This is a genomic window from Loktanella sp. DSM 29012 (assembly GCF_900110705.1).
GTDB classification, from domain to species: Bacteria; Pseudomonadota; Alphaproteobacteria; order Rhodobacterales; family Rhodobacteraceae; genus Loktanella; species Loktanella gaetbuli.
The window spans coordinates 394,876-419,225 of the sequence record NZ_FOEJ01000001.1 but is presented as its reverse complement, the minus strand read 5'-3'; the positions used below and the strand labels follow the sequence as shown (position 1 = coordinate 419,225).

Genomic DNA, 24,350 nt, shown 5'->3' with positions numbered 1-24,350 from the left:
TGCCTACTCCGCCAGATCAGAGGTCAGGTCGCCCAGCACGAGCTGACCCGGTGCGACGCGGTCGGGGGCGGTGGCGACGATCCGCGCCCCCGGCGGCAGGGTGCCGCGCAGGAACACGCGCCCGCCATCGCTGTGAATCACCTCGACCGCCGCAGGCAGCGTGCGGTCGCCCTCCGGCGCGGTTTCCACCGCCATCACCGACCACGACCCGCGCACGCCTTCGCGCAAGGCGGCAAGCGGGGCCCAGAAGCCGGGATCTTCGACCGTTTGCGTCAGCAGCACCGCCACCGTGTCGCCCAACACCGGGGCCGCGCCCGCAGGCAGGGTCACGACGACGGACCGGCTGCGCGTGTCGGGATCGAGGTCAGGGCGGATCTGGCGCAGGGTCGCGGTCTGCACCGTGCCTGCAATCTTGATCCTGACCGGATCGCCCACTTTCAGCCCCGTCGCCAGATCGGGGGGCAGACCGATCCTGGCACGGGCGGGTGCCGTGTCATAAAGCACCAGAGCCGTCTGCCCCGCCGCCACCGTCTGCACCACATCGGCCAGCCGCGCGCCGATGCGGGCGGCATAGGGGGCGGTCAGCACGGATTTCTCCTGCCGCACATCGACGCCCGCGATGCGCGCACGCACGGCGGCCATGCCCGCCTCGGCCCGCGCCAGCGTCAGGCGCGCGTCATCCTGCGCGGCAACCGACCGAAAGCCCCTCTCGGTCAACGCGTCACTGCGCCCAAGGGTCAGGCGCGCCAGTTCCGCGTCGGCGGCAAGTGCGGCAAGCTCCGCCTCCAGCGCCGCGCGTTCGGGCACCAGCGCGCTGGTGTCCAGCCGCGCCAGCACGGCGCCAGCGGCGACCACATCACCTTCGTCCACCAGCATCTCGGTCACGCGCCCGCCCAGCTCGAACGCCAGATCGGTGCGGGCCGCAGCCTCGATTTGTCCAGTGAAGCGGCGCGTAACGTCATAGCCGTCCTGCATCGCGACGGTCATGACGCCAACGGTTGTGCGCGGCGCGTTGTCTGCTGCTGACGCCGGGTCGTCCACGGCCAGCGCCGCCAGCCCCGCCTGCACCGCCAGTGCGGCACCGACGAAGACGGCCAGCGTGACCCCCGGGGTCACGACCCTCCCTACGGTCCGACGCAGTCGCATCATACCGCTCGCCCCCGGTCCCGCCAGATCGCGGGCACATCGGCCCAGTCCGGCACCTGCGCCGTCATGTACCCCACCACCTTGCCGGTCGCGATCGACGAAAACCGCCGCATCGCCTTCAGATGCGCACCCGTCGTCAGATAGGCCCGCATCGCCGCCTGATCGGTCCAGACCGACAGCGTGTGATGCACGCCGTCGATGGTGCGGGCGTCCGCCGACAGGTTGCCGTCCGCCTCGCGCGCCTGCATCATGGATTGCACCGCAAGCGCCCAGAAGATCGGCGTGTGCCACGGCCGCCGCACCGTCAGGCCGGTGATCGAGATATAGACATCGGTCGTCATCGGCATGGGGCCTTTCGTGATACGGCGCGGCCAGCCCACCCGCTGTACGGCGTCAGGTGGCATCGGATCGCGGTTTCGATACGGTCGAAGTGAACTGGCAAGAGGCGGGATTCGGATCCTGATCCTGCTGTATTGCCAATATATGTAAGCAGTGCTAACTTTCGTCAAGACAAAAGTGAATGGTGCTTACTTTACTGAAAGGCCCAACTGTCAGTGTCAGGCGATCCGCACCATCCCGTGCCCCCCGTGGCCAAACCCGCCTACCATCACGGCGACCTGCGTGCGCAACTGATCTCTGCCGTCCGCGAACTGGTGGAAACCCATGGCCCCGACGGCTTTTCCGTGGCCGAGGCAGCACGGCGCGCCGGTGTCAGTTCCGCCGCACCCTACAAGCACTTTAAGGACCGCTCAGAGATCCTGCGCGGCGTTGTGAGCGAAGCTATGGACCGCCTGCGGTCGGCGATGGAGGCCGGTGCCACTGCGCATCCACTGGGGTCACTTGAAGCCGTGGCGGCAGTTGGTCAGGCCTATGTCGCGTTCGCTCGCGCGGAACCCGGCGTGTTCCGGCTGATGTTCGGCCTGACCGAAGGCCACGAGGACGCGCCCGACCTGATGGCCAAAGGCGAGGCCTGCTTCGGCGTGGTGGCACAGGCCGTGGCGCTGTGCCTCGATCTGCCGCAGGCGGACGCAGAGGTGCAGCGCAGGGCCTATATCCTGTGGTCCTTCGTCCACGGCCATTCCTTCCTGACCATCGACATGAAGCACAAGGTCGCCAGCACCGCGATCGACGACTGGGATTACCTGATGGCCGTCAGTCACGCGATGCTAGCGGGGTCCTGAAAGATGTGCTGCATTGCTGCGCACGTGCTGGATGCGGGCTAGACCCCGGCCATGCGATCGAGGGTTTCGAGCGTCTGACGCTGGAGGAGGCTCTGGTCGGATCGCAAAACCGCGCAACGCGCCTTACTGTCGGCAACCTGAAGACCGATATTGCAGCTTTGTCGAGACCTCTGAAACGCAAGCTGCAACGCAGCGCCTCTTAACTCTGGGCTTGATGGATTTCGTTTTGCCGGTTCATCCCCGGCGCGCCGCCATATAGACGTCGCCAGATGACCGCGCACCCGTTTCCGGACCGAACCGCAGAACTGATTCACTGGACCTCCCTGTTTCTCGGTCTGCCGCACGGTGGCATCGATGCCGCCTTTCCGTCCGAGAAGGCCTGCGAGGCGCGCCTCTATGACGTGCGTTGGCCGGAAGGGGCCGTCTGCCCGGCCTGCAGCCAGACGGATGTTCATTTTCTCGATGTGCGAAAACTCTTCGTATGCCGAAATTGCAAGACCCATTTCAGCCTCACGTCAGGGACCGATCTCCATGGCAGTCACAAGGGACTGAAGTTCAACTTCGAGGTTGCGGCTGACTTCATCCAGCACCTGCAGATGCGCCGAATGCCGTCTCTGCGCCAGCTTCAAGGCCGGCATGGCGTCGCCTACGCGACAGCCGTCAAGCTGCGTGCGAGGCTGATGACAAATCTCACGAAGCCTCACGGCGGCCTCCTGGGACACTGCATCTGCGTCGACCTCCCGGACATTCCACCAGATGTGGCAACTGGGAGCGAGGCTCACCTGCGGCATCTCGAAGCTGAAGTTCAGCGCCGACGCTGGCGTGCGCTCGGTATTGAGTAAAGTAGATCGACGATCCACATCTACCGACTCCCCGGAATCTTTCATTTGAAAAATGCCTGACCTAAATCCTGATCATAACGCGCCGGGACAGCTGGTGCGACGGATGACGAAGCAGGGATGATACGCCGGGAAACGGCGTTCGACCCTGCGAATGCGACGAGGGGAAAGAAAAGCTAAGTTGCTGAAAAACTTAGCGTTTGACTCGAATAAAAAGTGGCTGAACGGTTCCAAACCATCAGCTATCGAGATCAGCGCCACGCGGGCAGACGGCCCGCGCGCCCGCTGAATACCACAAAACCGGACGGGGGATGTCCGCAAAAATGCACCGGCTTTTAGCGGTGCGGCGAACCAACCCCTTCAGAACTGAAACCAAGACCTCAAACGCATGTGCGGATGAGAACGGAGACGTCATGCCTTATCCGCTCGAATGGGATACATCGACTGGCAAGCAGAAGAAGATGCCGGCGCTCAAGGTGGGCCCGATCTACGGTGTCCTGCCCTTTGATGGCTATCACAACCCGCTCACCCGCAGCGGCTCCGCGTCACGCGTCTCGATGACATTGGCCACACCGGCGACGAAGGGGCAGCCCAAGGTCTATCATTTCGACGGGCAGCGGGAAATGGCGGTTGGTCTCGAAGCGATGCTCTCGCCGGATGTCTACGGGCTCGAGGTTCAGCTTCCGCCCATCTTCTATCCGTATGGCGGAAAAAAGCCCCGCAAACACAGCTTCGATCTGCGCGTCACCTTCAGCGATGGCTTCAGGCGTGCAATCTTCGTGCGCAATGGCACGAGCCTCGATCGGCGAAAGACCCAAGACGAAATCGCGGCGATCTTCGCCGCAACCCCGGCCTCGTTCGCGGATGACAAGATCATCGTGAATGGCGATGACTACGTGCGCGCCTACAGGGACAACCTTCTCCGCATTTACAAGGCGACTTTAGCAGCCGACGAGGATGCAGACAGGCACGTTCTCGATCAGGCGCGCACTTGCCATTACTGGCTGATGCGCGAGTTGCTGGCACAATGCGATATCAGCTGGGGCCGGGCATCCGATGCCGTTCTGCGCCTCGTGGGTCAGGGCGCGATCAAGGCGAACTGGAACACCGTCATCAGTGAATACTCCCGGATCTGGGTGGCCTGATGTCCGCGAAGGCGACATACAGGATCCCCCAAGGGTCGGAGCTGGTGCTTGAACGTCGCCGCTGGCGCGTGGTGGGCAAGGATCCCGAAGGGTATGCCGTCGAGGGGATCGACGATGGCGAGTGCATCGTGCTGCCGTTCCGGCGCGTCACCGAGGCCCTGACTGTCGGTGATGGCGAAGTCATCACGCCCGTGATGGCCGAGACTCGCCGGAAGCTTCTGGATTACACGGGCGGCCTCGAAAAACTGGCTCAGCTGCCAGAGGCCGAGCAGCGCGATGTGCGCGCACGACTGGGGTTGATCCTTGCGATGGATGTCCTCGAAGCGGAAGGCAGAAAGCTCACTCAGCGCTATCTTGATCGTGCTGATGTCCACCGCCGGCTGCGCGACATAGCAAAGACGCTCTCCGACAATCCGCACCTCTTTCACGACACCCACATCGGTAGCGCCAAGCGACCTCATTCGCTGCCGTCTGGCCGTACGCTCCAGGAAATGAGGAGTACCTTCATCAGCTATGGACGTGAGCCGATCGTGCTGGCACGCCGTCATCACCTGAAGGGGCCACCGGAAGATCAAAGGCGGCGGATGTGTGCAACTCAAGAGCGGTTCATCGACTACGTTGCCAACCTGTACCTGAGCACACAGCAACCGAAGATCGGGCCGCTTTACGAGAACTCAAAGGCTGCATTCAAGCTTTCGGAGCAGGACATCCTCAAGGGGGTGAAACTTCCCTCTGTGACAACGATCCGGACGCGCTTCCGGCAGTTGCCTCAGACAATGGTAGAGGCGGGACGTAACGGCAAACGCCATGCCCAGAACAAATACGGCGCCGGATCGACGGATATTCGTGCCCTGAAATACGGTGAAACTTGCCCGACCGATCAGTATCTCATGTCGATCTTCACAAATGCAAAAGGCGAGACCTGCATCAAGAAAATCGACCGCGCGAAGGCAAATGAGCCCCTCGAAAAAAGGGAAATTCGTCGTCTGTGGCTGTTCTTCATGATCGACGTAGCAACCCGGCTGCCATTGGCGTGGCTTCTTGCTGAAACGGCTGACGGTGATCATCAGAAGAAGTTGCTCCGGATGGCCATGCGCGACAAAACCCGTGAAAAGGTCCGCTACGGTTGCAAGCACGATCCTGCGCCGCCTGTCAGCTTGGCTCTTGTGAAGTCGGACAATGGCACCGCGGCACGTAACGGAGAGGTTTATGCAAGTCAGCTCGGGCTCGGCACGGCTGTCATGACTGGCCGCGCGTATAACTCGACTGACAACGCATATGCAGAACGCCCCTTCGGGACCCTGCAGTGGAAGGTCCTGAACTTCTTGCCTGGTTATACCGGCAGCCGCCCGGGTGAGTTGAACAGATACGATGGTCAGAAGAAGGCTGAGATCACCCCTGACGCTCTGATGGGCGTCATCACCCGGTACTTCGTCGACGAGTACCCGTACACCCAGCACAACGGCACCGGCATGTTCGGTGCGACGCCGTGGCAGAAATTCGAAGAGGTCCGTGAACGGAGCGACGGCATCGATGCACCGTCTGCCGAAATGCTGCGTCTGCATCTGGGGGAGGAAGAGCAGGCAACAACATCGTCGGAGGGGGTCAAGTTCATGGGCATCCCTTACAATTCGTCGGCACTGCAGCGCTTCGCGGGCGGCGCGCGTAAGAAATGCACCGTCATGCTGAATCCTGACGACCCGCGACAAGTGACGATCCTGAATGCTGAAACGAAGGACCTCATCACTGCTGACCTGACAATGACGATATTTGCAGATTTGACACTCGAAGAGATCTTGGCTGTCAAGCGCGCGGCGATCGAGGCCAACCCCGGACTGCGGACATTGCACGAAGAGCATCTGGCTGAAGCACGCAGGCGTAGGGTTCGTGAGTCAGGCTTTTTTCCCGACTCCGACCTGCCTTCGTCCTACGCGCGGATCGACAAGCTGTGGAAATTCGCGGCCGACATGGCGAACGTGGAGCTCGTGTCGATGTCCCGTTCGGTGACAACTGTGGCACCGGGGTCGATCATGGACCGCACGCGTTCCCCCGCGCCTTATGCCGGCTTGCCAGCCCAGGATGAGCCGGCGTCACCCGCCGCACCAGACACCCCGCCCTTGGAACCATCGACCCACCACGTCGATCACGACGCGATGACGCCCGGTGCGACGCCGCCGGAGGCGGCAAACGACGAAAAGACCACGATCACGAAACCCATGTTCAGTCCCATCACGGAGAGTAAGGTATGAGCGAGTTCATCATCGAGGCTTATAGGGACGCAGCAGCAGACACGGGTAGCCGGATCTATCCCCTGGTCCGTGCCGGAAAGCTGAAGTCGGACTTTGCCCGCGTGTTCAGCGCGCACTTGGGCCACCTGATCAGCGGCGACCGCTTCGAGACCAAAGGGCTTCTCGTGACAGGCCCCTCCGGGAGCGGCAAGACAACGGAGATCGGCGCCCTGATCCGCCGCTTCAATGCGGACGGGATCGCCCTGCCGGATGGGTCGCGTGCGCGGTTTGCTGAGTGCGTGCTGAAGGGTATCGGCACCTGGAAGGATCTTGGCACGTCCACGGCTAACGCCCTCGGCTACCCGATCAGCGCCAAGGCCAGGCTGACGCAGAGCGAGATCTGGGACATCGTGGTGCGCGAGGCCAAGCTGGCGGGCATCGTCGGTATCCACTTCGACGAAGCCCAGCACATCTTTCGGGCGAAGAGCGACGCTGACAGGCTCGCGGTTCTGGACTCGTTCAAGACCCTGATGAAGTCCCATGACTGGCCGCTGATCCTGATCTTTTCGGGGGTACCGGAGCTCGATGGTTACATGAAGTCTGAGCCCCAGCTCTACCGTCTCCTGCACCGCGTGCGCTTCAGCGACATCAGCGTCCCGGAGGACTATCAGACCATCCATGAAATTGTCGGCAGCTATGCGCTCCGGGCCGGGGCCCAAGTGGACCCAGATCTGATGACACAGGACTTCTTCGATCGGCTGATCGCCGCCTCCGCGTCGCGGTGGGGCCTGCTTCTGGAGGTGACCAAAGGTGCGGTCGCGGTTTCACAGCATGCCGGCGCCAAGACCCTGACCAGGGATCACTTCACGGACTGGTGGGCCTCCAAAACCGAATGCGCGCGGGTCGCCACACCCTTCATGCACAGTGGCTACCAGACGCTGTATCGGAAAGATCATCCGTTCGTGAAAGCCCTCGACGACTAATACCCCACCGACCCAACCACCACGACACCATGACCCGCCTCCTTGAGGCGGGTTTTTTCATGTCCGAAGCCCGGCAGGTCCGGTCGGGAAAAGACGAAATAAAGTTTGCGCAGGCTATTGCTTTCGTGCGCGGACTATCACTTTCGATTCGGTTTTGCTACCGATCAAGATGTTGATTTTGAACGACTTTCCATCATTCGATTCGCGGTCGGACTTCGTGTTGCGCGGACTTTCCCTTTCGTTGGCAGTGAATTACAGCATCCCTTTTCCAAGAATCACACCATCTCTTTTCCGCGCAGTGGTTTTTGCAGGTATTATTTGCGATTGCGGTTTTTCAATGCAGAGCGTTCCACATCCTGCCTCAGATAGATGCCGTCGAACCTTTGGTGCGCAGTTGAGACCTCTTCGACCTCACTTGCCTCGATCAAAGCCTTAATTACACGCTTTGGTTCACCAACCTCTGCAGCAGCGGTCCGAAGCGTCAGGAACTTTGCGTGGAACGCGTCAGCATCTGCAGCAGTGACACCATGGCGTGATTCATCGGACTTGGGATCCAAAATGACTTTGGCCTCCATCAGGCCTGAATCGATCAGCGCCTGCATGGTTCCCATTGTCACGATACCCAAGCCCTGTCCGAAGACGAACGGGGACTGACCTTCCGGGAAATGCTTTCTCGCCAGCGCATCAATCTCCTCTGGCACAACATGGACTGCTGCATAGCCTTTTAGTTTGTGATCAATGCCAACGGCGACGTCATCCTTCAACACAGCGGCCACGACGATCCCAATCGTCAATCGGCATCTGACAGCTGCATCGTGGATGTGCTCCCAATTCTGATCGTCGCGACTGATGTCAGTAGATTTTTCGGTCAGCTTGCTCAGGAAAGCTTCAATCTTTGTCGGATCCCAAGCTAAACGGGCACGCGCCCTTTGCACTGTCGGTTCAACAAGCTTGGCAGCTTTCAATGCATTCAGTTGGATGTCGGAAATGGCGAAAGTTTCACGCAGCACCGCCACATTGATCAAACCATCGCGTTTTTCGTTCAAACCATTGATCATCTTGGCGGGGAACGTGAGCTTTGAATCGTGTCGTTCATCGCTTGAGTCGATGACATCCTCCGCTGCCGACTGCAAAGCGGACAGCTACAAGACAAGATTATAGGAGTCGCTCACTCTTGCTGTTCACGATGGAAAGGCGACACGTCGGGCGGAAAGCGGGCATTCGTTGCTCTGCCTAAATTACTTCGAACAACAGCAATAGCGGACATACATCAAAATGAAGGCTGCTGAACGCTGTGGTGCAAAAAATTACCTAAGGGGTATAGGTCCGGTGTATTATATGCGCTCATCGACGCTGGATGTTGAAATATTTTGTTGTGACACAAGTTCAAATGCTCGCGCTAACGAAATGAAGTATTGCTTACATCCGCGGCATTCCCTTTTGTCGCATCAGCCGTTTTTGCGCGGCGATACGGAATGGGGCGTTCGGTGCGCCGTAACCGGAGTAGCCATTCTGTCGCTGCACGATCTCAAAGAACATACCGCCCGCGTAGGGGCGTGAATAGAAATGGTAGAGCGATCCCTTCGCATCTTCGTCATAGAGGATATTGCCAGCCTTCAGTCGTTCCAATTGATCTGGGTCGAGGTCAAAACGGGCTGCAAGATCGGCGTAGTAGTTGTCGGCCATCGGCAGGGGCTTGAAACCCATTTCGGTCATGGCGGCGCTGGTCGCGAAGATATCGTCGCTGGTCAGTGCGATGTGCTGGACCGATGCGCCAAAACTGTCAGCCAGAAAACCGCCCGCCATCGTGCGGTGCGTGTCAGCGCCGTTCAGGGTGATCCGGAACGCACCGTCCGGCGTTTCGATCGACTGACTGCGCACAAGGCCGTCGGGATCGACCACATCAACCATCGGTGATTTCCGCATATCGAACATGGTGGTGTAGAACAGCGACCAACTGAGCATTTCGTCATAGCTCATCGTCTGGGCCAAATGGTCGATCCGCATCAGGCCCGCATCTGCGGCCTCATTGGACATCTGGTTGAATTCCACGTCCCAGATGCTCTTGAGCGCCGACGACGCGTCGACGAAATGCAGAACGCTGCCGCTTAGACCCCGGATAGCGGGAATATCAATTTCGCCCGGGCCGATCGGTTGCTTGAACAGATCAGCGCCAAGATGCTGAGCGCGGCTGACGGCCTGTTTGGCATCACAGACCGACAGGCCGATATCGCACACGGTCGTACCGTGCATGGCATAGGCGCTGCTGGCATAGCCTGTGGTTTCACGGTTCACGACAATCCGAATGTCGCCCTGGATCCAGAGGGCGAGTTGCTTTGCGATGTGGGTGCCGGCGTGGCGAAAGCCAAGCGTCTGCAGCATGGCCTCGAATGCATCGGCCTCATGGCCTCGGGTCGCGAACTCGACAAAGGATACCCCGTCGACATTGGCGCGCGCGGGCATTTCAGGCGCAGTCGTTGCCGTTGCGGGCACTGCTCGGCGCACATCATCCATAAGCGCCACCAGCGACCGGTGACCATCCTTTGCAATCGTCTTGGGCTGCCCGCCACGGAACTGATCGTTGAAGATTTCGAGCGAGATCGGCCCTGCGTATCCCGTCGCCATGACGGCTGTCATGAAATCGGCCACTGCAAGTTCACCTTCGCCCGGCATATTACGGAAGTGGCGCGACCAATACAGCAAGTCCATCTCGATCAGGGGCGCATCGGCAAGCTGGACAAAGAAGATCTTGTCACCGGGAATCCGCCGGATCGTTTCAGGATCGATTTTGCGGGCCAACGTGTGGAAACTGTCCAAGACAAGGCCTACGTTTTCATGGTCTGCACGCCTGACAATCTCCCACGCGTCGCGATGGTCGTTGACGTGCGTGCCCCATGCCAAAGCCTCGTATCCGACGCGCAGGCCACGTTTGGCGGCCCGATCGCCCAGTTCCGCGAAATCGGCGGCAGCACGGTCGATCCCACCCAGGGCTGCTGGATGGCAGCTCGAACAGATCAGAACCAGGTCGGTGCCCAACTCTTCCATCAGATCGAATTTGCGTTCCGCGCGGTCGAACGCCTTGGCGCGCAAGGGATCTGGCAGGCCTTCGAAATCTCGAAACGGTTGGAACAACGTGATCTCCAGCCCCATGGAGCGGATCAGATCACCGACCTCGCGGGGGTTGCCGTCATGGGCGATGAAATCCTGCTCAAAAATTTCGATCCCGTCAAAACCGGCGGCGGCAATGGCTTCAAGCTTTTCGAGCAAATTGCCGGAAATGGACACAGTCGCGATTGATGTTTTCATGAAAAGTTATCCGTTATAGCCAAGCAGTCGCGGCAGGAACAGAACGATGTCCGGCACAAAAGTGATCACTATCAGGGCGGCGATCAGCGCCAGCAGGAACGGCCAGATTTCCTGAATGACCTTGCCGATTGGTGCGCCAGAGACATTCGACACAATGAACAACAGCAACCCGTAGGGCGGCGTAATCAGCCCGATCATTGCGTTGACGACGACGACGACACCGAAATGGACCATGTCGATGCCCAGTGCCTCTGCTGTCGGGATCAGGATCGGGACAATGATCAGCAGGATCGCACCACCCTCAAGGACACATCCCAGAACCAGAATGAGAACGTTGACGGCGATCAGGAACGTGATGGCGTTCATTTCCCAGTCGAGCATCACCGATGCGATCTGGTTGGGCACCTGTTCGCGCACAATCACGTATTCGAACGCCAGCGCACCCGCGACAAGAATGCCAACTGCGGCGGTAGACCGCGCGGATGACAAAAGCGCCCCGTAAAACTGCCTGATGCTCACCGACCGGTAAAGAACAATGGAAATGACGAGCGCGTAGAAGGCCGCAACGGCAGCGGCTTCCGTTGGAGTGACGACGCCGCCATAAATGCCGCCTAACAAGATGACTGGAAGGAGAAGGGCTGGCAGCGCCTTGAACGTCAAGGCCGGTAGTTCACGCGCGGGAACGACATCGTCCACGGGGAAATTTCGGCGGCGAGCGATGACGTAGTTCATTCCGGCCATCATGAAGGCCATCATCAGGCCGGGCAGTATGCCGGCGGCGAACAGGAAGCCGATGGATTGGTCCGCGACCAATGCATAAAGGACCATGGGGATTGACGGAGGGATGATCGGCCCGATGGTCGCCGTGGCAGCGGTGATCGCGGCGGCGTATTGGGGGGAGTAGCGCCCATCTTTCGTCATCATTCCGATGATAATCTTGCCCATGCCCACTGCATCCGCCACGGCAGAGCCGGACATGCCTGAAAAGATTACCGACGAGACGACGTTGACGTGCCCCAGCCCACCACGGAATCGACCCACGAGCGCCTGACAGAACCTGAGCAGCCTGTCGGCAAGAGATCCTACGTTCATGATGTCGGCCGCGAGGATAAACAGCGGGATGGCAAGCAAGGTGTAGCCGTTGAACAAGCCCTGCAACATGGTTTCAGGTGCCAGTCCCGGATCACGGCCAGCAAGCACAAGATAGGTCAGCGATCCGGCGATCATGGTGATGCCCACCGACTGTCCCGCAATCACGAGGACGACGATCAACACGATCGCAAGGGTAAGTGGATCAGTCATAGTCGTGCGACTCCGGATCTTGGGGGAGGTGGACGTGCGGACCACGTCCGGTGACGGCATCCCAGACCTGAACAAGCGCGCGGATGATCACGGCCACCGCGAACAGCATGTAGATGGAAAAGACCCAGTTGAAGGGAATGCGCAGCGCCGCCGTGCGTTCGCGCGCCATGAAATCGATGTAATCCCAAACAGCTGGAAGCGTGAAAATAAAAATCACCGCGATCACAAGACCGCCAAAGATGTCAAAGACGCGGCGCCAAGTACGGGAAACGGCGTAATACACCATATCGAGGCGGATCACCTCGCGGCCTTTCACAACGAAGGCGTAGCCGAACAGGATGCCCCAGAGCCACGCGAGCGTGACCCATTCCACCGTCCAGTCGACGGAAATATTAAGCACGTAGCGAAACAGGACTTGCAAAAGGAACACGACGAACATGCTCAGCAGCAGCGCTGCAAGGATGTTTTCGGCACGCGCGCGCAGCCACAGTCCGGTTTTGACAAGAGCTTCCATGGTGACCGGCCTCCGCTCCGGTGTGGTCTATGAGCGGGGCCAAATTGGCCGGCCCCGCCAGAGATCATTGGGTCGGCGATTACATATCGCCGATGGCTTCGACCAAACCTTCGGGCCAGTCAGCCGAATACTCGGACGCCCGATACACACCCAGAACATGTTCGCGGAAGGCCGCGTTGTCGGGCATGTAAACGTCAACGCCATTGGCTGCGATTTCCGCAGCCAAATCAGCCTCTTGCTGGAGAGTGATCGCATCAAGTGCCGCCTCGAACCCGTCGGCGCAGTCTTGAACGGTTGTCTGCTGTTCGGGTGTCAACTCATTCCAGGTCTCAAGCGAGATGGTGAACAGATTTGACGCGATCAGGTGACTGGTGGTGCCGATGTGGGTCAGCACCTCGTCGAATTTCATCGAACGCGTGGCAGGAAATCCGTTGTCCTGACCGTCGATCGCGCCAGTCTGAAGGGCTGTGTAAACTTCGGTGAACGGCACCGGCACGGGTGTTGCACCCATGGCCTCGCCTACGAACTGCCAGCCTTCGCCCGGCGGCATGCGCAACTGCACACCGTCAAGGTCTTCGGGTGTCATGATCCGTTCATCACCGACATAGCCGATGTGGCGCGCGCCGATATAGGGAAACGCAAGAACCTTGACCTCTGCAGTCTCTTCGATCTCGGCCAGCATGTCGTCAATCACGTCGCTGTCGTAGACAGCACGCATGTGTTCGTAATCCCGGAACAGGAACGGGGTGCCGAGCACGCTGGTCGATGGCACCTGGTTCTGAAAATCAAACGGCGCGAGGTTGCCCATGTCGAGGTTGCCCCGCTGCATGGCAGTCAGTTCAGTGCCTTGTTCGAATAGCGTCGCACCGTGGAATGGCTGAAAATCAAAACCCACGCCCAAGCAATCGCCAAATTCCGTCTGGAGAGTTTCAGAGCGGATATCGGTCGGGGATACGGTGTCCGAGTAGATCAGTTCGATGGCATCCTGCGCGAACGCGGCATTCGCCATCAGTGCAAGGGCCGCGGCCCCGGTCATCAGTTTCTTGGTGGTCGTCAAACGCATTGGTATTCCTCCCTGTCGCGTTTCGTTTCGTTGTCGGCATGACAACGGATCATGTGGCGTCGAAGCCTTTGAATGTCGCCATCATCCGGGCGGCATCGGCATCGCGGCCGGTAAAGAGTTGAAAGGCGCGGACAGCCTGAAAGACCGCCATGCGCGATCCGTCGAGGGTGCGGCACCCTTTTGCGATTGCGATGCGCAGAAACTCGGTTTCCAAAGGAAAATAAACGATCTCCGCAACCCAGTGGTCCGGGGTCAGAAGCGCCGTGTCGATCGGGGTTCCGGGCAATTTCGCCATACCCATAGGCGTAGCGTTGACAATACCGTTCGCGCTGGCGGCGCACTTTGCGACATCGTCCACAACATGTGCTGTCTTCGTTCCTGTCAGCGTGTTGACCCGATCCGCCAATGCCGAAGCCGCGTCCGCTCTGCTGTCGACGATCATTAGCTCAGTGACGCCGAGATCTTGCAGGGCAAAGGCCAAAGCGGCACCAGCACCACCAGCGCCGATCAGCAAGATCCGATCAAGTTTCACATCTGGCAGGCCATTGCGCATCCCTTCGGCAAATCCCCAGAAATCCGTATTGTGCCCAAATCGTTTGCCGTCGCGAAATACCAGCGTGTTGACGGCCCCAACCTTGCGTGCAGCCTCCGAGAGCTCGTCCGTCAGCGCGATCACCTCTTGCTTGTAGGGAAACGTAATATTGAGGCCAGAAAACCCTGCGGCCTCGGCATGCGCGACGATATCCGACAGGTTATCCCCGGTTTCCAATTGCTCGGGGTCGATCAGGTCGTAGCGATAGTCCAATCCTTGTGAGAGTCCTTCGGCCACATGCATCGCTGGCGTACGGGACTCTTGTATTCCGTTGCCCACAAGGCCGACGCGCACAGATTTGCTCTGTGGATATGGCTCTTTGCAAAGCGGAGTCGCGCTCTCGCTCATTTCTTAATCCTCCCACGGCAATAATTCTGCCGCCTCCAAAACCAGATTGTACCGAGCGGTTAATTCCGTCAAGCATTTTGTACTAGCCGGTTAATTTGGGGAATGTTAGGGTCTGGTTAAGAGGAGTAGGTGGATGAACCGGACCACTGCAAAGGTAGCTGGCAAGCACAGTCAAAGCTGGAAACAGGACCCGGAAGGCGTGCGCCGCGATATCCTGGACGTTGCGATTTCGGAATTTGCTGCACGCGGTCTGTCCGGTGCACGAATTGACGACATTGTCGCCCGGACACGCACGTCAAAGCGCATGATCTATTACTACTTTGGCGACAAAGACGGGCTTTATGCCCGCGCGCTCGAAGTTGCCTATTCAAAGGTCCGGCGTGGCGAGGAGGAACTCGACCTTGACGGTTTGCCGCCACTCAAAGCCCTCGAAAAACTTGTTGGGTTCACGTTCGACCACCATCGGGCCAACCCGGACTTCATCCGTATGGTCATGATAGAAAACATCCATAACGCCGACTTCATTCGTAAATCAGACGTGATCAGGGGATTGAACGTCGCCGCGATCGACACATTGCGCAACATCTGCTCGCGCGGTGCCAAGGACGGAGATTTCCGCGCGGATACCGACCCCGTGCGCCTGCATTGGCAGATATCGGCGTTGTCCTTTTTCAATGTCTCTAACCAGCCCTCCTTTTCGGCTTTGTTCGGGCCCGATTTGTTTACCGACACGCAACAGAAAATCCTTCGCGACGAGATCATCCGGCTGGTGGTTGGATCCGTCCGCGTCTCAACGGAGCCAACCAAATGATAAATCCTGAAATCGACATCTTTCTGAAAGTCTGGAACGAGAAATGGAGCACGCTTCCCAAAGGATCCGGTCCCGCCGAGCGACGCACGCATTTTGAAGACATTGCCGAAGATATGCGTCTGCCAACGCCCGACGATGTCGATTGTTCAAAGGAACATATCGTCGATACCTCTGCCGGTCCGGTACGTGTACGTGTTTTTCGATACCAAAACGATGACCTACAACCTTGCCTGATTTACATGCACGGCGGGGCGTGGATGCAAGGTAGCCCGGAGACACATTGGGACATCACCGCGCGGATCGCATCGTGGAACCGGCAGACGGTCATAAGCGTGGATTACGCTCTCGCGCCGGAACGACCCTTTCCGCAGGCCTATGATCAATGCCTCGCTGTGACAAAATGGGTCAAGGCACAGTCCAAAGACCTGTCCGTCGATCCCGATCGCATCTCAATTGGTGGCGACAGTGCAGGTGCGAACCTTGCCGCTGCCGTCTCACTGGCCCTTCAGGGGACGGATGACATGCCAATGGCGCAACTGCTCGTCTATCCGGCCTGCGATTTCGACACGTCGCGCCCGTCCATGGTCGAAAACGCCGATGGACCGTTGATCTTCGTCAAAGACATGGACGCGGTGAATGCGATGTACTGTCCGAATGCGGCAGACCTGAAAGACCCACGGGCAGCGCCGCTCTACGGAGCCGACCATACAGGCCTCCCGCCAGCCTTTATCGCCGTCGCTCAATATGACCCCTTGCGCGACAGCGGGCGCGCTTATGCAGAAACGTTGAAAGCAGCGGGCGTTGACGTCGTCCTCGACCAAGGGGAGGGTTTGATTCATGGCTATCTGCGGGCGATGGAATTCTGCAGCGATAGCGTGACAAAGCTGGAGGAGATGTCTGCATGGTTGCGTGACATGAACGACGGCAAGATCGGGTGACCCGTCCTCCCGTACCTGCTTTGACCTTCGCCTTCACGATTGAGGCGGAGATTGCGAAACCGCAATCCGCTGGCTCATCGCCGCATGGAGAAAGGCTTCATATTCCGATAAACGGGGGGCGCGTACACGGACCGAGGCTGACAGGAACCATTCTGCCCGGAGGTTCGGACTGGCCTGTGATCGGACCTGACGGAAATTCGAGGATAGAGGCGCACTATACCATCAGGGCCGACAATGGAGCGTTGATCTATGTGGTCAACAAGGGCTTGCGTGTTTCCTCTACCGACACGCTTCGGAGGCTGCGCGCCGGAGAACCAGTTGATGCCTCTGAGGTCTACATGCGCGCCGCGCCGGTTTTTGATGCACCGGACGGCGTACACGCCTGGCTGCGCGATCGAATTTTCGTATGTTCGCTGGCGCCGTCGTCCGGATCGGTGACGATTGATGTGTATTCAGTGGATTAGACGTTGCCTCAGGACAGATGAATGTCGTCCAAAAGAAACTGGCACCAGAGCAACCGATAAGGCTGGCCATGTCCGCTCTGTGCCGTCAGCGGCGCGCTTTAAGTGCTTCCCAATAAATCTCGCGCGATGCGCTCAAAGATCGAACTTCCAATTGGGATCAAGTCATCAGGAAAATCGTAGTCCGGGTTGTGCAAGGCGGCATAACCTTCGCCCGGTCCAAGGCACAACATCGCGGCTTTTGCGTTCCATCCGAAGACCCCGAAGTCCTCTGATGCACGCATTGGCACACTCTCTTCGCCATGTGGGACACCGATTGCATCCATCGCCTCTACAGCGACGGCATAGGCTTCTGCGTCGTTTATCGAAGCTGCAAAATGGTCGTGTATTTCAAAACTCACACGCAGCCCGAATTCTTTTGCGAGTGACCCGGCAAGGTCTCGCGCCGCAACCTCAAGACTTTCCAAGCTTGCATCAGTTGCAGTGCGCAAAGTAGCAAACACTTCGGCTTTACCCGGGGAAATTCCAAAAGTTGGCTCACCGATTTTGGCATGAGTGATTGTCACCAATCGAAAATTGTTGTTGCGCGGCCCACCATCGCCATGACCAAGCGCATCAAGTGCAGGGATGAGTTTCGCGACAGCCAATACCGGAGAGACACCGTCCTGCGGGTCGGCGGCGTGGGCGGTTTTTCCGCTCAGCGTGATTTTCAGACCCAAAGACGCGCAATTCATCAGCCCAACGCGAGTCGCAACATACCCAAATGGGCTTCCCGGTTGATTGTGGATCGCAAAGGCCCAGTCTGGCTCGAGGTCTTCAAAGGCTGGATCTGCGACCACCGCTTTCGCGCCGCTTCCATCTTCTTCCGCAGGCTGAAACATCAAAATGACACGTCCTTTTGCGACTGGCTTGCGCGAGATCATCCGCCCCAAGGCGAGCAGCATCGTCATGTGGCCGTCATGTCCGCAGACATGGCTCTTGCTCGAAATTTCGGAAAGCCACTCGATGGAACTGTTGCGCTCTTCGATCGGGAGGGCATCTAGTTCAGCGCGAAACAGGACCGTCGGGCCGTCTTGACCGCTATCAAAGACAGCAGCCACACCATGCCCGCCCAATCCAGTCACAATCCGTGAGGGCGACATCGGCGTCAGCGCTGCCACAATGGTATTTGCGGTTTCGGCTTCTTCGCCGGAGATTTCAGGACGGCGATGAAGCGCGCGGCGAAAGTTTGTAAGTTCAACAAGATCACTATTTGTCAGCATGTTCACTGATGCTTTCGAATTTGCGCTGCGCAGCAGTTTAATGGATGACTTTATGAATGGCCATTCGGCCTATGGACTTCAGGAGGCTTGGTGTAAGGGGCCAAGGTGTTTGATCCCACGATTTGATTGTGCGAGCCAAGGTGGCGACCTCTTTGCGCCGATGGCGCCTGGGGTGATCGACTTTCTGAAAGCACGGATCGATCAGCCCTGACAGGTGATATCGCTCATCTGGCGTGTTCACACCGTCTGCCTGCACCTTGGAAAAACGACTTTCTCGCATGGGTCTGTCAGGGGTGGTGCGGACCCTGAACTTCGGTGCGGAATTGCGCGGGTTGCAAGACCTTTAGTTTAGGCAATCACGGCACGGCAGAAACTGACGGATGCAACCGGCGCTTGGCCCACAGTTGCAGTGCTTCCGGCGTGGTCCCCCGTCAGACCATCCGGATCACATCCTTGTCGATGGCCAGCATATACCCCTTGCGCGCGATATTTTTCACCAAGAGTTCGCTTACCATCTGGTTACCCAGCGTGTCGCGCAGCCGCTTGATGCGGGTAGCACCCGCCGCCTCTTCGCAGTCGGATGGATCGCGCCCCGAGATGACGCCTTCGATCTCGGCACCGGACAGAACCTCGTCATCCATACGCGCCTCTGCCAGGACGGAAAGCGTCTCAATGGCCGCCTCAGTCAGCTTGAATTCGAAATTGTTCAGATAGACCGCTTTTTGATCGCGGCTGATCAACAGGGAATTCACCTCGATCCCCTTTCGCTCGATCTGGCCCATGCGACGGGTCAGTCCGATCAGCATGACAAGAAAAGCGATGGCCGCCACCAGCAGTGCCGTCGAAAAGACCAGCAGCACGAAAATCACGAACCGATAGGACGACAGCGTATCACTAAAGGCCGTCCCCGATTGCGCGATGATTTCCAACAGCTTGATTTCGGCGTTGCCGGTCAGCGTGTCATTTTCCACGAACAGCTGTTCGACCCGCGCATTGAACGCGTTGGCGTCCGGCAGATTGACGAACAGTAAAACGGCGGCACCCGCCAGGATCACGACGATGGCGATGATCCCGCCCAACACGATCCGATTGCCGATTTCGCGCCCTTCAGTAGCGGAGGAAATATTCACCTGCGCTGTCCTTTCTGCTGTCCAGTCCCGCATCGCCAAAGGTGCCGACGATGTTCAACAGAACCCAGCCATCGGCTTGCAGCTTCGGACCGATCTGGTCCTTCGCCGAATCCACCGTGCAGGGTTCGTCGATCTCGGCAACACCGTAGTGCAGGCGCAGCGGGTTATCCTGTTTCGCCTTGTAGTCGGCAAAACAGGCAGCCTGCGCCGCAGTCGTGGTGGCGATCAAAACGAGGGTCAGAGAAAGAATGTGTTTCATGTCAGCACTGAACCTCTCGACTTGATGTTATGCAATATCCCGCGATGTTATCGGCGCAGCATCCTGTCCGCCAGTGCCTGTTATTGCCTGACACTGTGACCTAGCAGACGGTTGTCCTCCAATGCGGGCACGCCCGCCCGAGCCGGAGACATCGACATGCACAAAACACTGATCGCCATGATTGTGGCATCCACCTTGGCCGCGACCCCCGCGGCACAGGCGGAAACAGACAAGGACACGACGCTGGCACGCATCGCCGTCGGTCTGACAGCCGCGCTTGTCCTGGCGCAACTGATGTCATCGGATACAGACGACACCAGCGCCGCCATCCTGCCGCAGACAACCCGCGACCGGGGTGGGCTGACAGACGGGATCGCGCCTCCGGTGACAGCCCCTGGAGGGGCGCGGATTGGTGCCGACTGGACCGGCACACGTCTGCCCCGGTCCTGCCGCGTGGGCAACTCTCATTACGACGGCGACTGCCTGCGTGACCAGCTACCTGACACGTCACCTTTACCAAATATCTGTGCCGAACGAGTGATGCACGGCAATCGGGTCAGGACACTCTATCACGATGGATGCCTGCGTGCGGCGGGCTACCGCTAGGGCTTGCACCCCAAAGGCCCGCGCATGCAGTTTAGGGCATGACACATTCACCTGATTACACATTCGAGTTGTCCGCGCGCACGGACGGGTTTCACCATATCGCGGGCGTCGACGAGGTCGGGCGTGGCCCGATCGCGGGCCCAGTGGTCGCCGCGGCTGTGATTCTGGACCCGGACAATATCCCGGACGGCCTGAACGACAGCAAACGCCTGACCGCGCGCAAACGCGAGATCCTGTTCGACCAAATCCCCAAGGTCGCCTTGGTGGGCATAGCAGAAGCAACAGTCGCGGAAATCGATAAGCATAACATTCTCCGGGCCAGCCATATCGCAATGGTCCGCGCCATCGCGGCCCTGCCCCGCGCGCCTGATTTTGCCCTGGTCGACGGCAACCTTCTGCCCCGCGATATGCCCTGTCCCGCGATGACCATCATCAAGGGTGACAGTCGGTCTTTGTCGATCGCTGCGGCCTCAATTATGGCGAAAGTGTGGCGCGACAGATTGATGGTGGGATTGGCGCAACAGCATCCGGGCTATGGCTGGGATCGAAACGCCGGATATCCGACACCCGAACACAAAGAGGGACTCAAATGCAACGGTGTCACACTACATCATCGCCGTAGTTTCGCCCCTGTCCGCAATATCTTGTGGCAAGGAAAAAACCCGTAGCTGTGGACAACTTTATCCGTTGCGGTTGATTTGCCCGCTGGGCCATCCTGTACCCAATTCACGAGCCGGAAAAAATCTGGCCGGGACAGAGGCAGAGCATGACAATAAAAACAAAGGGCCAAAAGGCCTTAACGCTACCGCTTAATCAAATTTTGGACGGTGATTGCATCCAACGGATGAACGCCCTTCCAGCGAACAGCATCGATCTGATCTTTGCTGATCCGCCCTATAACCTGCAATTGCGGGGCGAATTGCATCGGCCCGACAATTCCAAGGTCGATGCCGTCGACAATGACTGGGACCAGTTCGACAGCTTCGCCCGCTACGACCGGTTTACCCGCGACTGGCTCAAGGCGGCGCAGCGGTTGCTGAAACCGAATGGCGCGATCTGGGTCATCGGCAGCTATCATAACGTGTTCCGCATGGGTGCCGAATTGCAGAACCAGGGGTTCTGGATCCTGAACGATGTGGTCTGGCGCAAGGCCAACCCGATGCCGAATTTTCGCGGCAAACGCCTGACCAATGCGCATGAAACACTGATCTGGGCGTCCAAATCCGAAGGCGCAAAATACACCTTCAACTACGAGGCGCTGAAGGCCCTGAACGAAGGCGTGCAGATGCGCAGCGACTGGATGCTGCCAATCTGCACCGGTCACGAACGGCTGAAGGATGAGGACGGCAACAAGGCACATCCGACGCAAAAACCGGAAAGCCTGCTGCACCGCATTCTGCTGGGCACCACGAACCCCGGCGACGTCGTGCTAGACCCGTTCTTTGGCACCGGGACCACGGGTGCCGTCGCCAAGATGCTGGGGCGCGATTACATCGGGATCGAACGCGAAGAGAGCTACCGAAAGGTTGCGGAAAAACGCCTGTCCAAGGTCCGCAAATTCGACCGCGAGGCGCTTGAGGTCACGCAGTCCAAACGGGCCGAACCGCGCGTCGCATTCGGTGTTCTGGTCGAACGCGGCATGCTGCGTCCGGGCGAAGAGCTTTGGTCGATGAACGGGCGTCACAAGGCCCGCGTAAGGGCCGATGGCACCCTGATCGGGGGCGATATCAAAGGGTCCATTCATCAGGTCGGCGCCCATCTCGAAGGCGCGCCCAGCTGCAACGGCTGGACCTATTGGCAATTCCGCCGCGACGGAAAAAAGGTCCCGATCGACCTGCTGCGCCAGCAGATCCGCGCTGAAATGGCTGCCAACACCTAAGGATTTCACAGTTACCGCCGGTGCCTCGCGACGATGGCCGCACAATGATGCGGCCGCGCAGGCACTAACTTGCCCCGGCTCTCGCTAACGCGAGGTCGGGGTTTTTTTTGTGCCATCCATGCTACGTCACCCATCAAAGAAGGAGCACAACATGACAGATGCCACACAGATCACGCTCGCTAGCCGGCCACAGGGCAAGCCGAGCACGGATAATTTCAAACTTCAGACGGCAACCCTGCCCGCGGTGCAGGATGGGCAGATCCTGGTCCGGGTCATCTGGCTGTCGCTGGATCCCTACATGCGCGGCCGCATGGACGACGCCAAATCCTACGCCAAACCGGTCGAAATCGGCGAGGTGATGGAAGGCGGCGCTGTCGCAGAGGTCATGGAAAGCCGCAACGCCGATTTCAAACCCGGTCAGATTGTTGTGGGTGCTTTCGGCTGGACCAGCCATGCCATCAGCGATGGCGAGGGCGTGCGTGTCGTCGATCCCGAACAGGCGCCGATCTCGACCGCCCTGGGTGTGCTGGGCATGCCCGGTATCACAGCCTGGGTCGGTCTGAACGACATCGGTCGCGCCAAGGATGGCGAAACCATCGTCGTTTCAGCCGCGACAGGTGCCGTGGGCGGAGTGGTTGGTCAGCTGGCCAAGGCACGCAACATGCGTGTCATCGGTGTGGCCGGCGGTCCCGAAAAATGCGCCTTTGCTGTCGAGGAACTGGGCTATGATGTCTGCCTCGACCACTATGCCCATGACGCCAAGAGCCTGTCAGCCGCGATCAAGGATGCGGCCCCGGATGGTGTCGACGTCTATTTCGAAAGCGTCGGCGGCAAGACCCTCGAGGCGGTGCTGACGCGCATGAACACGCATGGCCGCATCGCATTGTGCGGGATGATTGCCTGGTATTCCGGCAACGGTGTCGCGGAGGCTCAGCCCCTGCCCGCCGTGTGGCGCAACATCCTGACCCGTCGCCTGCTGGTCGAAGGGTTCATCATCTTTGACCACTACCACAAATTTCCCGATTTTGTGGGGCAGGTCGCACCGATGGTCGCAGACGGCACAGTGAAATTCCGCGAAGACGTGGCAGAGGGTCTGGAAAATGCACCGCAAGCGTTCCTCGACATGCTGTCGGGCGGCAATTTCGGCAAACAGCTGGTGCGCGTCGGCGCAGATCCCGCCTAGCGCGGCCAGGGATTGGACGCGGTCTTGTACGGTGTCCAATCCGTGATGTGCGGATAATTCTGGCGGCGCCATGCCCGGACCCTTGGGTTCATCATGCGCCGCCACAAGGGCGGTGTCATCGCCACGATACCCATGACGGGATAGCCATAGGGCAGTTGCGGTGCCTCGTCCGGACCATAGTTCTGCAACAGTGGAAACCGGCGGTCGGGTTTGTAGTGATGATCGGAATGACGTTGCAGGTTGATCAGCAGCCAGTTCGACGCCTTGAACGCAGCGTTCCAGCTGTGGCGCGGCTTGGTGTGTTCATATTTCCCGTCACCCAGATGTTCACGCGTCAGCCCATAGTGTTCGATGTAGTTGACCAGCTCCAGATGCCAGATCGCAACAAAGGCCTGTAGTACGAACAGACCCAGCCCGACCCAACCGCCGACCACAAACGCAATCGCCAGAAACCCAAGTTGCAGCGCGCCATAGCGCCAGAACGGGTTGCCGAAATCCCGCGCAGGCTTGCCCTTGCGGGCTAGCATCGCTGCCTCTGCCTTGAATGCCGATGTGGCGCAACCCACCAGCACACGCGGAAAGAACCGGTGAAACCCCTCGTTGTAGCGGGCCGTGACCGGATCGCGCGGCGTGCCGACATAGCGATGATGCACCAGCAGATGTTCACTGCGAAAATGCGAATACAGCGCCATCGCCAACAGCATATCGGCCATCCAGCGTTCGATCTTGGGTTTTTGGTGCATCAGCTCATGGCTGTAGTTGATCCCGATGGTTCCCGTGATCACGCCCATCCCAAAGAACAGGCCGAACATTTCCCACCCGCCCAGATGGTCCGTCCGTGTCACGTAATAGATCATCGCGAACAGCGATACGCCCTGTATCGGGGCCCAGATGATCGTGATCAGACGATACCACCACAGTTGATCTTCACCCGTGAGCGGATCCTCATTCGCCTCGTTCAGACCCGCAAAGATATCGATGACGCTGAACAGATACCACGTCGTCAGCGGCAACAGCAGGACAGCCCAGCCGCCAACGACCGCCGACACCCAGGCGATGGGGATCAACAGCAGCGACAGCCAGAACGGCAGTGCCGCGCTGAACCGCGCAATCCGGTGAGGCTGTGAAATATCGGTCATGGTCCGGTTGATCCCTCGTCCCTGTGGCCAAAGTA

At 59.0% G+C, this 24,350-nt stretch carries 24 protein-coding genes; 12 read left to right on the top strand and 12 right to left on the bottom strand.

All coding sequences use genetic code 11. From position 1 onward, the window contains the following. Positions 1-3: 3 nt before the first annotated feature. Both BMX27_RS02085 and BMX27_RS02080 read right to left on the bottom strand, forming a co-directional pair. Complete coding sequence (locus BMX27_RS02085) at positions 4-1,116, bottom strand: efflux RND transporter periplasmic adaptor subunit (protein WP_256212364.1); 1,113 nt, start codon at positions 1,114-1,116, stop codon at positions 4-6. Positions 1,117-1,145: 29 nt separating this feature from the next. After that, positions 1,146-1,487, bottom strand: coding sequence for a hypothetical protein (locus tag BMX27_RS02080; protein WP_090158244.1), 342 nt, complete (start codon positions 1,485-1,487; stop codon positions 1,146-1,148). Between the two features lie 213 nt (positions 1,488-1,700). Here BMX27_RS02080 and BMX27_RS02075 point away from each other — a divergent pair, with 213 nt between their 5' ends. From BMX27_RS02075 to BMX27_RS02055, 5 genes are all read left to right on the top strand, one after another. After that, positions 1,701-2,327 carry a TetR/AcrR family transcriptional regulator gene (locus tag BMX27_RS02075; RefSeq protein ID WP_256212363.1) on the top strand — a complete coding sequence of 209 codons (627 nt, stop codon included), beginning with the start codon at positions 1,701-1,703 and terminating at the stop codon, positions 2,325-2,327. A gap of 269 nt (positions 2,328-2,596) precedes the next feature. Further along, positions 2,597-3,169: a transposase gene (locus tag BMX27_RS02070; RefSeq protein WP_090158242.1), complete on the top strand. Its 573-nt coding sequence runs from the start codon at positions 2,597-2,599 to the stop codon at positions 3,167-3,169. Positions 3,170-3,579: 410 nt separating this feature from the next. Then, entirely contained in the window at positions 3,580-4,311 is a 732-nt protein-coding gene (locus tag BMX27_RS02065) for a hypothetical protein (protein WP_256212362.1), read from the top strand. Between the two features lie 44 nt (positions 4,312-4,355). Next, on the top strand, positions 4,356-6,560 hold the full coding sequence (locus BMX27_RS02060) for a Mu transposase C-terminal domain-containing protein (protein WP_177172624.1): 2,205 nt from the start codon (positions 4,356-4,358) through the stop codon (positions 6,558-6,560). Then, the gene (locus tag BMX27_RS02055) at positions 6,557-7,522 is read left to right on the top strand and encodes an ATP-binding protein (RefSeq protein ID WP_090158240.1); all 966 of its coding nucleotides are present in this window, start codon (positions 6,557-6,559) and stop codon (positions 7,520-7,522) included. The genes BMX27_RS02060 and BMX27_RS02055 overlap by 4 nt, the downstream gene beginning before the upstream one ends. Before the next feature lie 314 nt (positions 7,523-7,836). On the opposite strand, the gene BMX27_RS02050 is transcribed toward BMX27_RS02055, so the two are convergent. The 6 genes from BMX27_RS02050 to BMX27_RS02025 form a co-directional block, all read right to left on the bottom strand. Further along, entirely contained in the window at positions 7,837-8,568 is a 732-nt protein-coding gene (locus tag BMX27_RS02050; RefSeq protein ID WP_143056772.1) for a hypothetical protein, read from the bottom strand. Between the two features lie 373 nt (positions 8,569-8,941). After that, positions 8,942-10,828 (bottom strand): bifunctional sugar phosphate isomerase/epimerase/4-hydroxyphenylpyruvate dioxygenase family protein, encoded by a 1,887-nt coding sequence (locus tag BMX27_RS02045; protein ID WP_090158238.1) that lies wholly within the window; start codon positions 10,826-10,828, stop codon positions 8,942-8,944. 6 nt (positions 10,829-10,834) lie between these two features. Beyond that, the gene (locus tag BMX27_RS02040) at positions 10,835-12,130 is read right to left on the bottom strand and encodes a TRAP transporter large permease (protein ID WP_090158237.1); all 1,296 of its coding nucleotides are present in this window, start codon (positions 12,128-12,130) and stop codon (positions 10,835-10,837) included. Next, on the bottom strand, positions 12,123-12,644 hold the full coding sequence (locus tag BMX27_RS02035; protein WP_090158236.1) for a TRAP transporter small permease: 522 nt from the start codon (positions 12,642-12,644) through the stop codon (positions 12,123-12,125). Before BMX27_RS02035 ends, BMX27_RS02040 begins: the two co-directional genes overlap by 8 nt. A 79-nt stretch (positions 12,645-12,723) precedes the next feature. Next, entirely contained in the window at positions 12,724-13,707 is a 984-nt protein-coding gene (dctP, locus tag BMX27_RS02030; RefSeq protein WP_090158235.1) for a TRAP transporter substrate-binding protein DctP, read from the bottom strand. A 49-nt stretch (positions 13,708-13,756) separates the two neighbouring features. Then, complete coding sequence (locus BMX27_RS02025) at positions 13,757-14,647, bottom strand: shikimate dehydrogenase (protein WP_090158234.1); 891 nt, start codon at positions 14,645-14,647, stop codon at positions 13,757-13,759. A gap of 133 nt (positions 14,648-14,780) precedes the next feature. Between BMX27_RS02025 and BMX27_RS02020 the strand changes: the two genes are divergently transcribed. Genes BMX27_RS02020 through BMX27_RS02010 form a run of 3 tightly spaced genes read left to right on the top strand, consistent with a single transcriptional unit; the run spans position 14,781 to position 16,860 of the window. After that, positions 14,781-15,458 (top strand): TetR/AcrR family transcriptional regulator, encoded by a 678-nt coding sequence (locus tag BMX27_RS02020; RefSeq protein ID WP_090158233.1) that lies wholly within the window; start codon positions 14,781-14,783, stop codon positions 15,456-15,458. Further along, complete coding sequence (locus BMX27_RS02015) at positions 15,455-16,396, top strand: alpha/beta hydrolase (RefSeq protein ID WP_090158232.1); 942 nt, start codon at positions 15,455-15,457, stop codon at positions 16,394-16,396. The genes BMX27_RS02020 and BMX27_RS02015 overlap by 4 nt, the downstream gene beginning before the upstream one ends. Beyond that, positions 16,393-16,860: a DUF3237 domain-containing protein gene (locus BMX27_RS02010; protein WP_226747894.1), complete on the top strand. Its 468-nt coding sequence runs from the start codon at positions 16,393-16,395 to the stop codon at positions 16,858-16,860. Before BMX27_RS02015 ends, BMX27_RS02010 begins: the two co-directional genes overlap by 4 nt. 98 nt (positions 16,861-16,958) lie before the next feature. Here BMX27_RS02010 and BMX27_RS02005 read toward each other — a convergent pair whose 3' ends face one another. The 3 genes from BMX27_RS02005 to BMX27_RS01990 all read right to left on the bottom strand — a co-directional run bounded on the left by BMX27_RS02005 (position 16,959) and on the right by BMX27_RS01990 (position 19,508). Beyond that, entirely contained in the window at positions 16,959-18,119 is a 1,161-nt protein-coding gene (locus BMX27_RS02005) for an amidohydrolase (protein ID WP_090158231.1), read from the bottom strand. 431 nt (positions 18,120-18,550) lie between these two features. Further along, positions 18,551-19,282, bottom strand: coding sequence for a winged helix-turn-helix domain-containing protein (locus BMX27_RS01995; RefSeq protein ID WP_256212361.1), 732 nt, complete (start codon positions 19,280-19,282; stop codon positions 18,551-18,553). Further along, a complete protein-coding gene (locus BMX27_RS01990) occupies positions 19,227-19,508 on the bottom strand; it encodes a hypothetical protein (RefSeq protein ID WP_090158229.1) in 282 nt (93 codons plus the stop codon). Before BMX27_RS01990 ends, BMX27_RS01995 begins: the two co-directional genes overlap by 56 nt. 156 nt (positions 19,509-19,664) lie before the next feature. Between BMX27_RS01990 and BMX27_RS01985 the strand changes: the two genes are divergently transcribed. From BMX27_RS01985 to BMX27_RS01970, 4 genes are all read left to right on the top strand, one after another. Beyond that, positions 19,665-20,114, top strand: a complete 450-nt coding sequence (locus BMX27_RS01985) for a hypothetical protein (RefSeq protein ID WP_090158228.1) — start codon at positions 19,665-19,667, stop codon at positions 20,112-20,114. A gap of 38 nt (positions 20,115-20,152) precedes the next feature. After that, complete coding sequence (locus BMX27_RS01980; protein ID WP_090158227.1) at positions 20,153-20,782, top strand: ribonuclease HII; 630 nt, start codon at positions 20,153-20,155, stop codon at positions 20,780-20,782. Positions 20,783-20,880: 98 nt separating this feature from the next. Further along, positions 20,881-21,993, top strand: coding sequence for a site-specific DNA-methyltransferase (locus tag BMX27_RS01975; protein WP_090158226.1), 1,113 nt, complete (start codon positions 20,881-20,883; stop codon positions 21,991-21,993). 151 nt (positions 21,994-22,144) lie between these two features. Next, positions 22,145-23,176 (top strand): NADP-dependent oxidoreductase, encoded by a 1,032-nt coding sequence (locus tag BMX27_RS01970; RefSeq protein WP_090158225.1) that lies wholly within the window; start codon positions 22,145-22,147, stop codon positions 23,174-23,176. On the opposite strand, the gene BMX27_RS01965 is transcribed toward BMX27_RS01970, so the two are convergent. After that, positions 23,173-24,315 carry an alkane 1-monooxygenase gene (locus BMX27_RS01965; protein WP_090158224.1) on the bottom strand — a complete coding sequence of 381 codons (1,143 nt, stop codon included), beginning with the start codon at positions 24,313-24,315 and terminating at the stop codon, positions 23,173-23,175. The genes BMX27_RS01970 and BMX27_RS01965 overlap by 4 nt on opposite strands. Between the last annotated feature and the right edge of the window lie 35 nt (positions 24,316-24,350).

Bases quoted from the DNA above. Each gene is read 5' to 3' on its own strand.
- BMX27_RS02080 (WP_090158244.1), bottom strand. From the start codon at position 1,487: ATGACGACCGATGTCTATATCTCGATCACCGGCCTGACGGTGCGGCGG.
- BMX27_RS02070 (WP_090158242.1), top strand. From the start codon at position 2,597: ATGACCGCGCACCCGTTTCCGGACCGAACCGCAGAACTGATTCACTGG.
- BMX27_RS02065 (WP_256212362.1), top strand. From the start codon at position 3,580: ATGCCTTATCCGCTCGAATGGGATACATCGACTGGCAAGCAGAAGAAG.
- BMX27_RS02055 (WP_090158240.1), top strand. From the start codon at position 6,557: ATGAGCGAGTTCATCATCGAGGCTTATAGGGACGCAGCAGCAGACACG.
- BMX27_RS02045 (WP_090158238.1), bottom strand. From the start codon at position 10,828: ATGAAAACATCAATCGCGACTGTGTCCATTTCCGGCAATTTGCTCGAA.
- BMX27_RS02040 (WP_090158237.1), bottom strand. From the start codon at position 12,130: ATGACTGATCCACTTACCCTTGCGATCGTGTTGATCGTCGTCCTCGTG.
- BMX27_RS02035 (WP_090158236.1), bottom strand. From the start codon at position 12,644: ATGGAAGCTCTTGTCAAAACCGGACTGTGGCTGCGCGCGCGTGCCGAA.
- dctP (WP_090158235.1), bottom strand. From the start codon at position 13,707: ATGCGTTTGACGACCACCAAGAAACTGATGACCGGGGCCGCGGCCCTT.
- BMX27_RS02025 (WP_090158234.1), bottom strand. From the start codon at position 14,647: ATGAGCGAGAGCGCGACTCCGCTTTGCAAAGAGCCATATCCACAGAGC.
- BMX27_RS02020 (WP_090158233.1), top strand. From the start codon at position 14,781: ATGAACCGGACCACTGCAAAGGTAGCTGGCAAGCACAGTCAAAGCTGG.
- BMX27_RS02015 (WP_090158232.1), top strand. From the start codon at position 15,455: ATGATAAATCCTGAAATCGACATCTTTCTGAAAGTCTGGAACGAGAAA.
- BMX27_RS02005 (WP_090158231.1), bottom strand. From the start codon at position 18,119: ATGCTGACAAATAGTGATCTTGTTGAACTTACAAACTTTCGCCGCGCG.
- BMX27_RS01995 (WP_256212361.1), bottom strand. From the start codon at position 19,282: ATGCGGGACTGGACAGCAGAAAGGACAGCGCAGGTGAATATTTCCTCC.
- BMX27_RS01990 (WP_090158229.1), bottom strand. From the start codon at position 19,508: ATGAAACACATTCTTTCTCTGACCCTCGTTTTGATCGCCACCACGACT.
- BMX27_RS01985 (WP_090158228.1), top strand. From the start codon at position 19,665: ATGCACAAAACACTGATCGCCATGATTGTGGCATCCACCTTGGCCGCG.
- BMX27_RS01980 (WP_090158227.1), top strand. From the start codon at position 20,153: ATGACACATTCACCTGATTACACATTCGAGTTGTCCGCGCGCACGGAC.
- BMX27_RS01975 (WP_090158226.1), top strand. From the start codon at position 20,881: ATGACAATAAAAACAAAGGGCCAAAAGGCCTTAACGCTACCGCTTAAT.
- BMX27_RS01970 (WP_090158225.1), top strand. From the start codon at position 22,145: ATGACAGATGCCACACAGATCACGCTCGCTAGCCGGCCACAGGGCAAG.
- BMX27_RS01965 (WP_090158224.1), bottom strand. From the start codon at position 24,315: ATGACCGATATTTCACAGCCTCACCGGATTGCGCGGTTCAGCGCGGCA.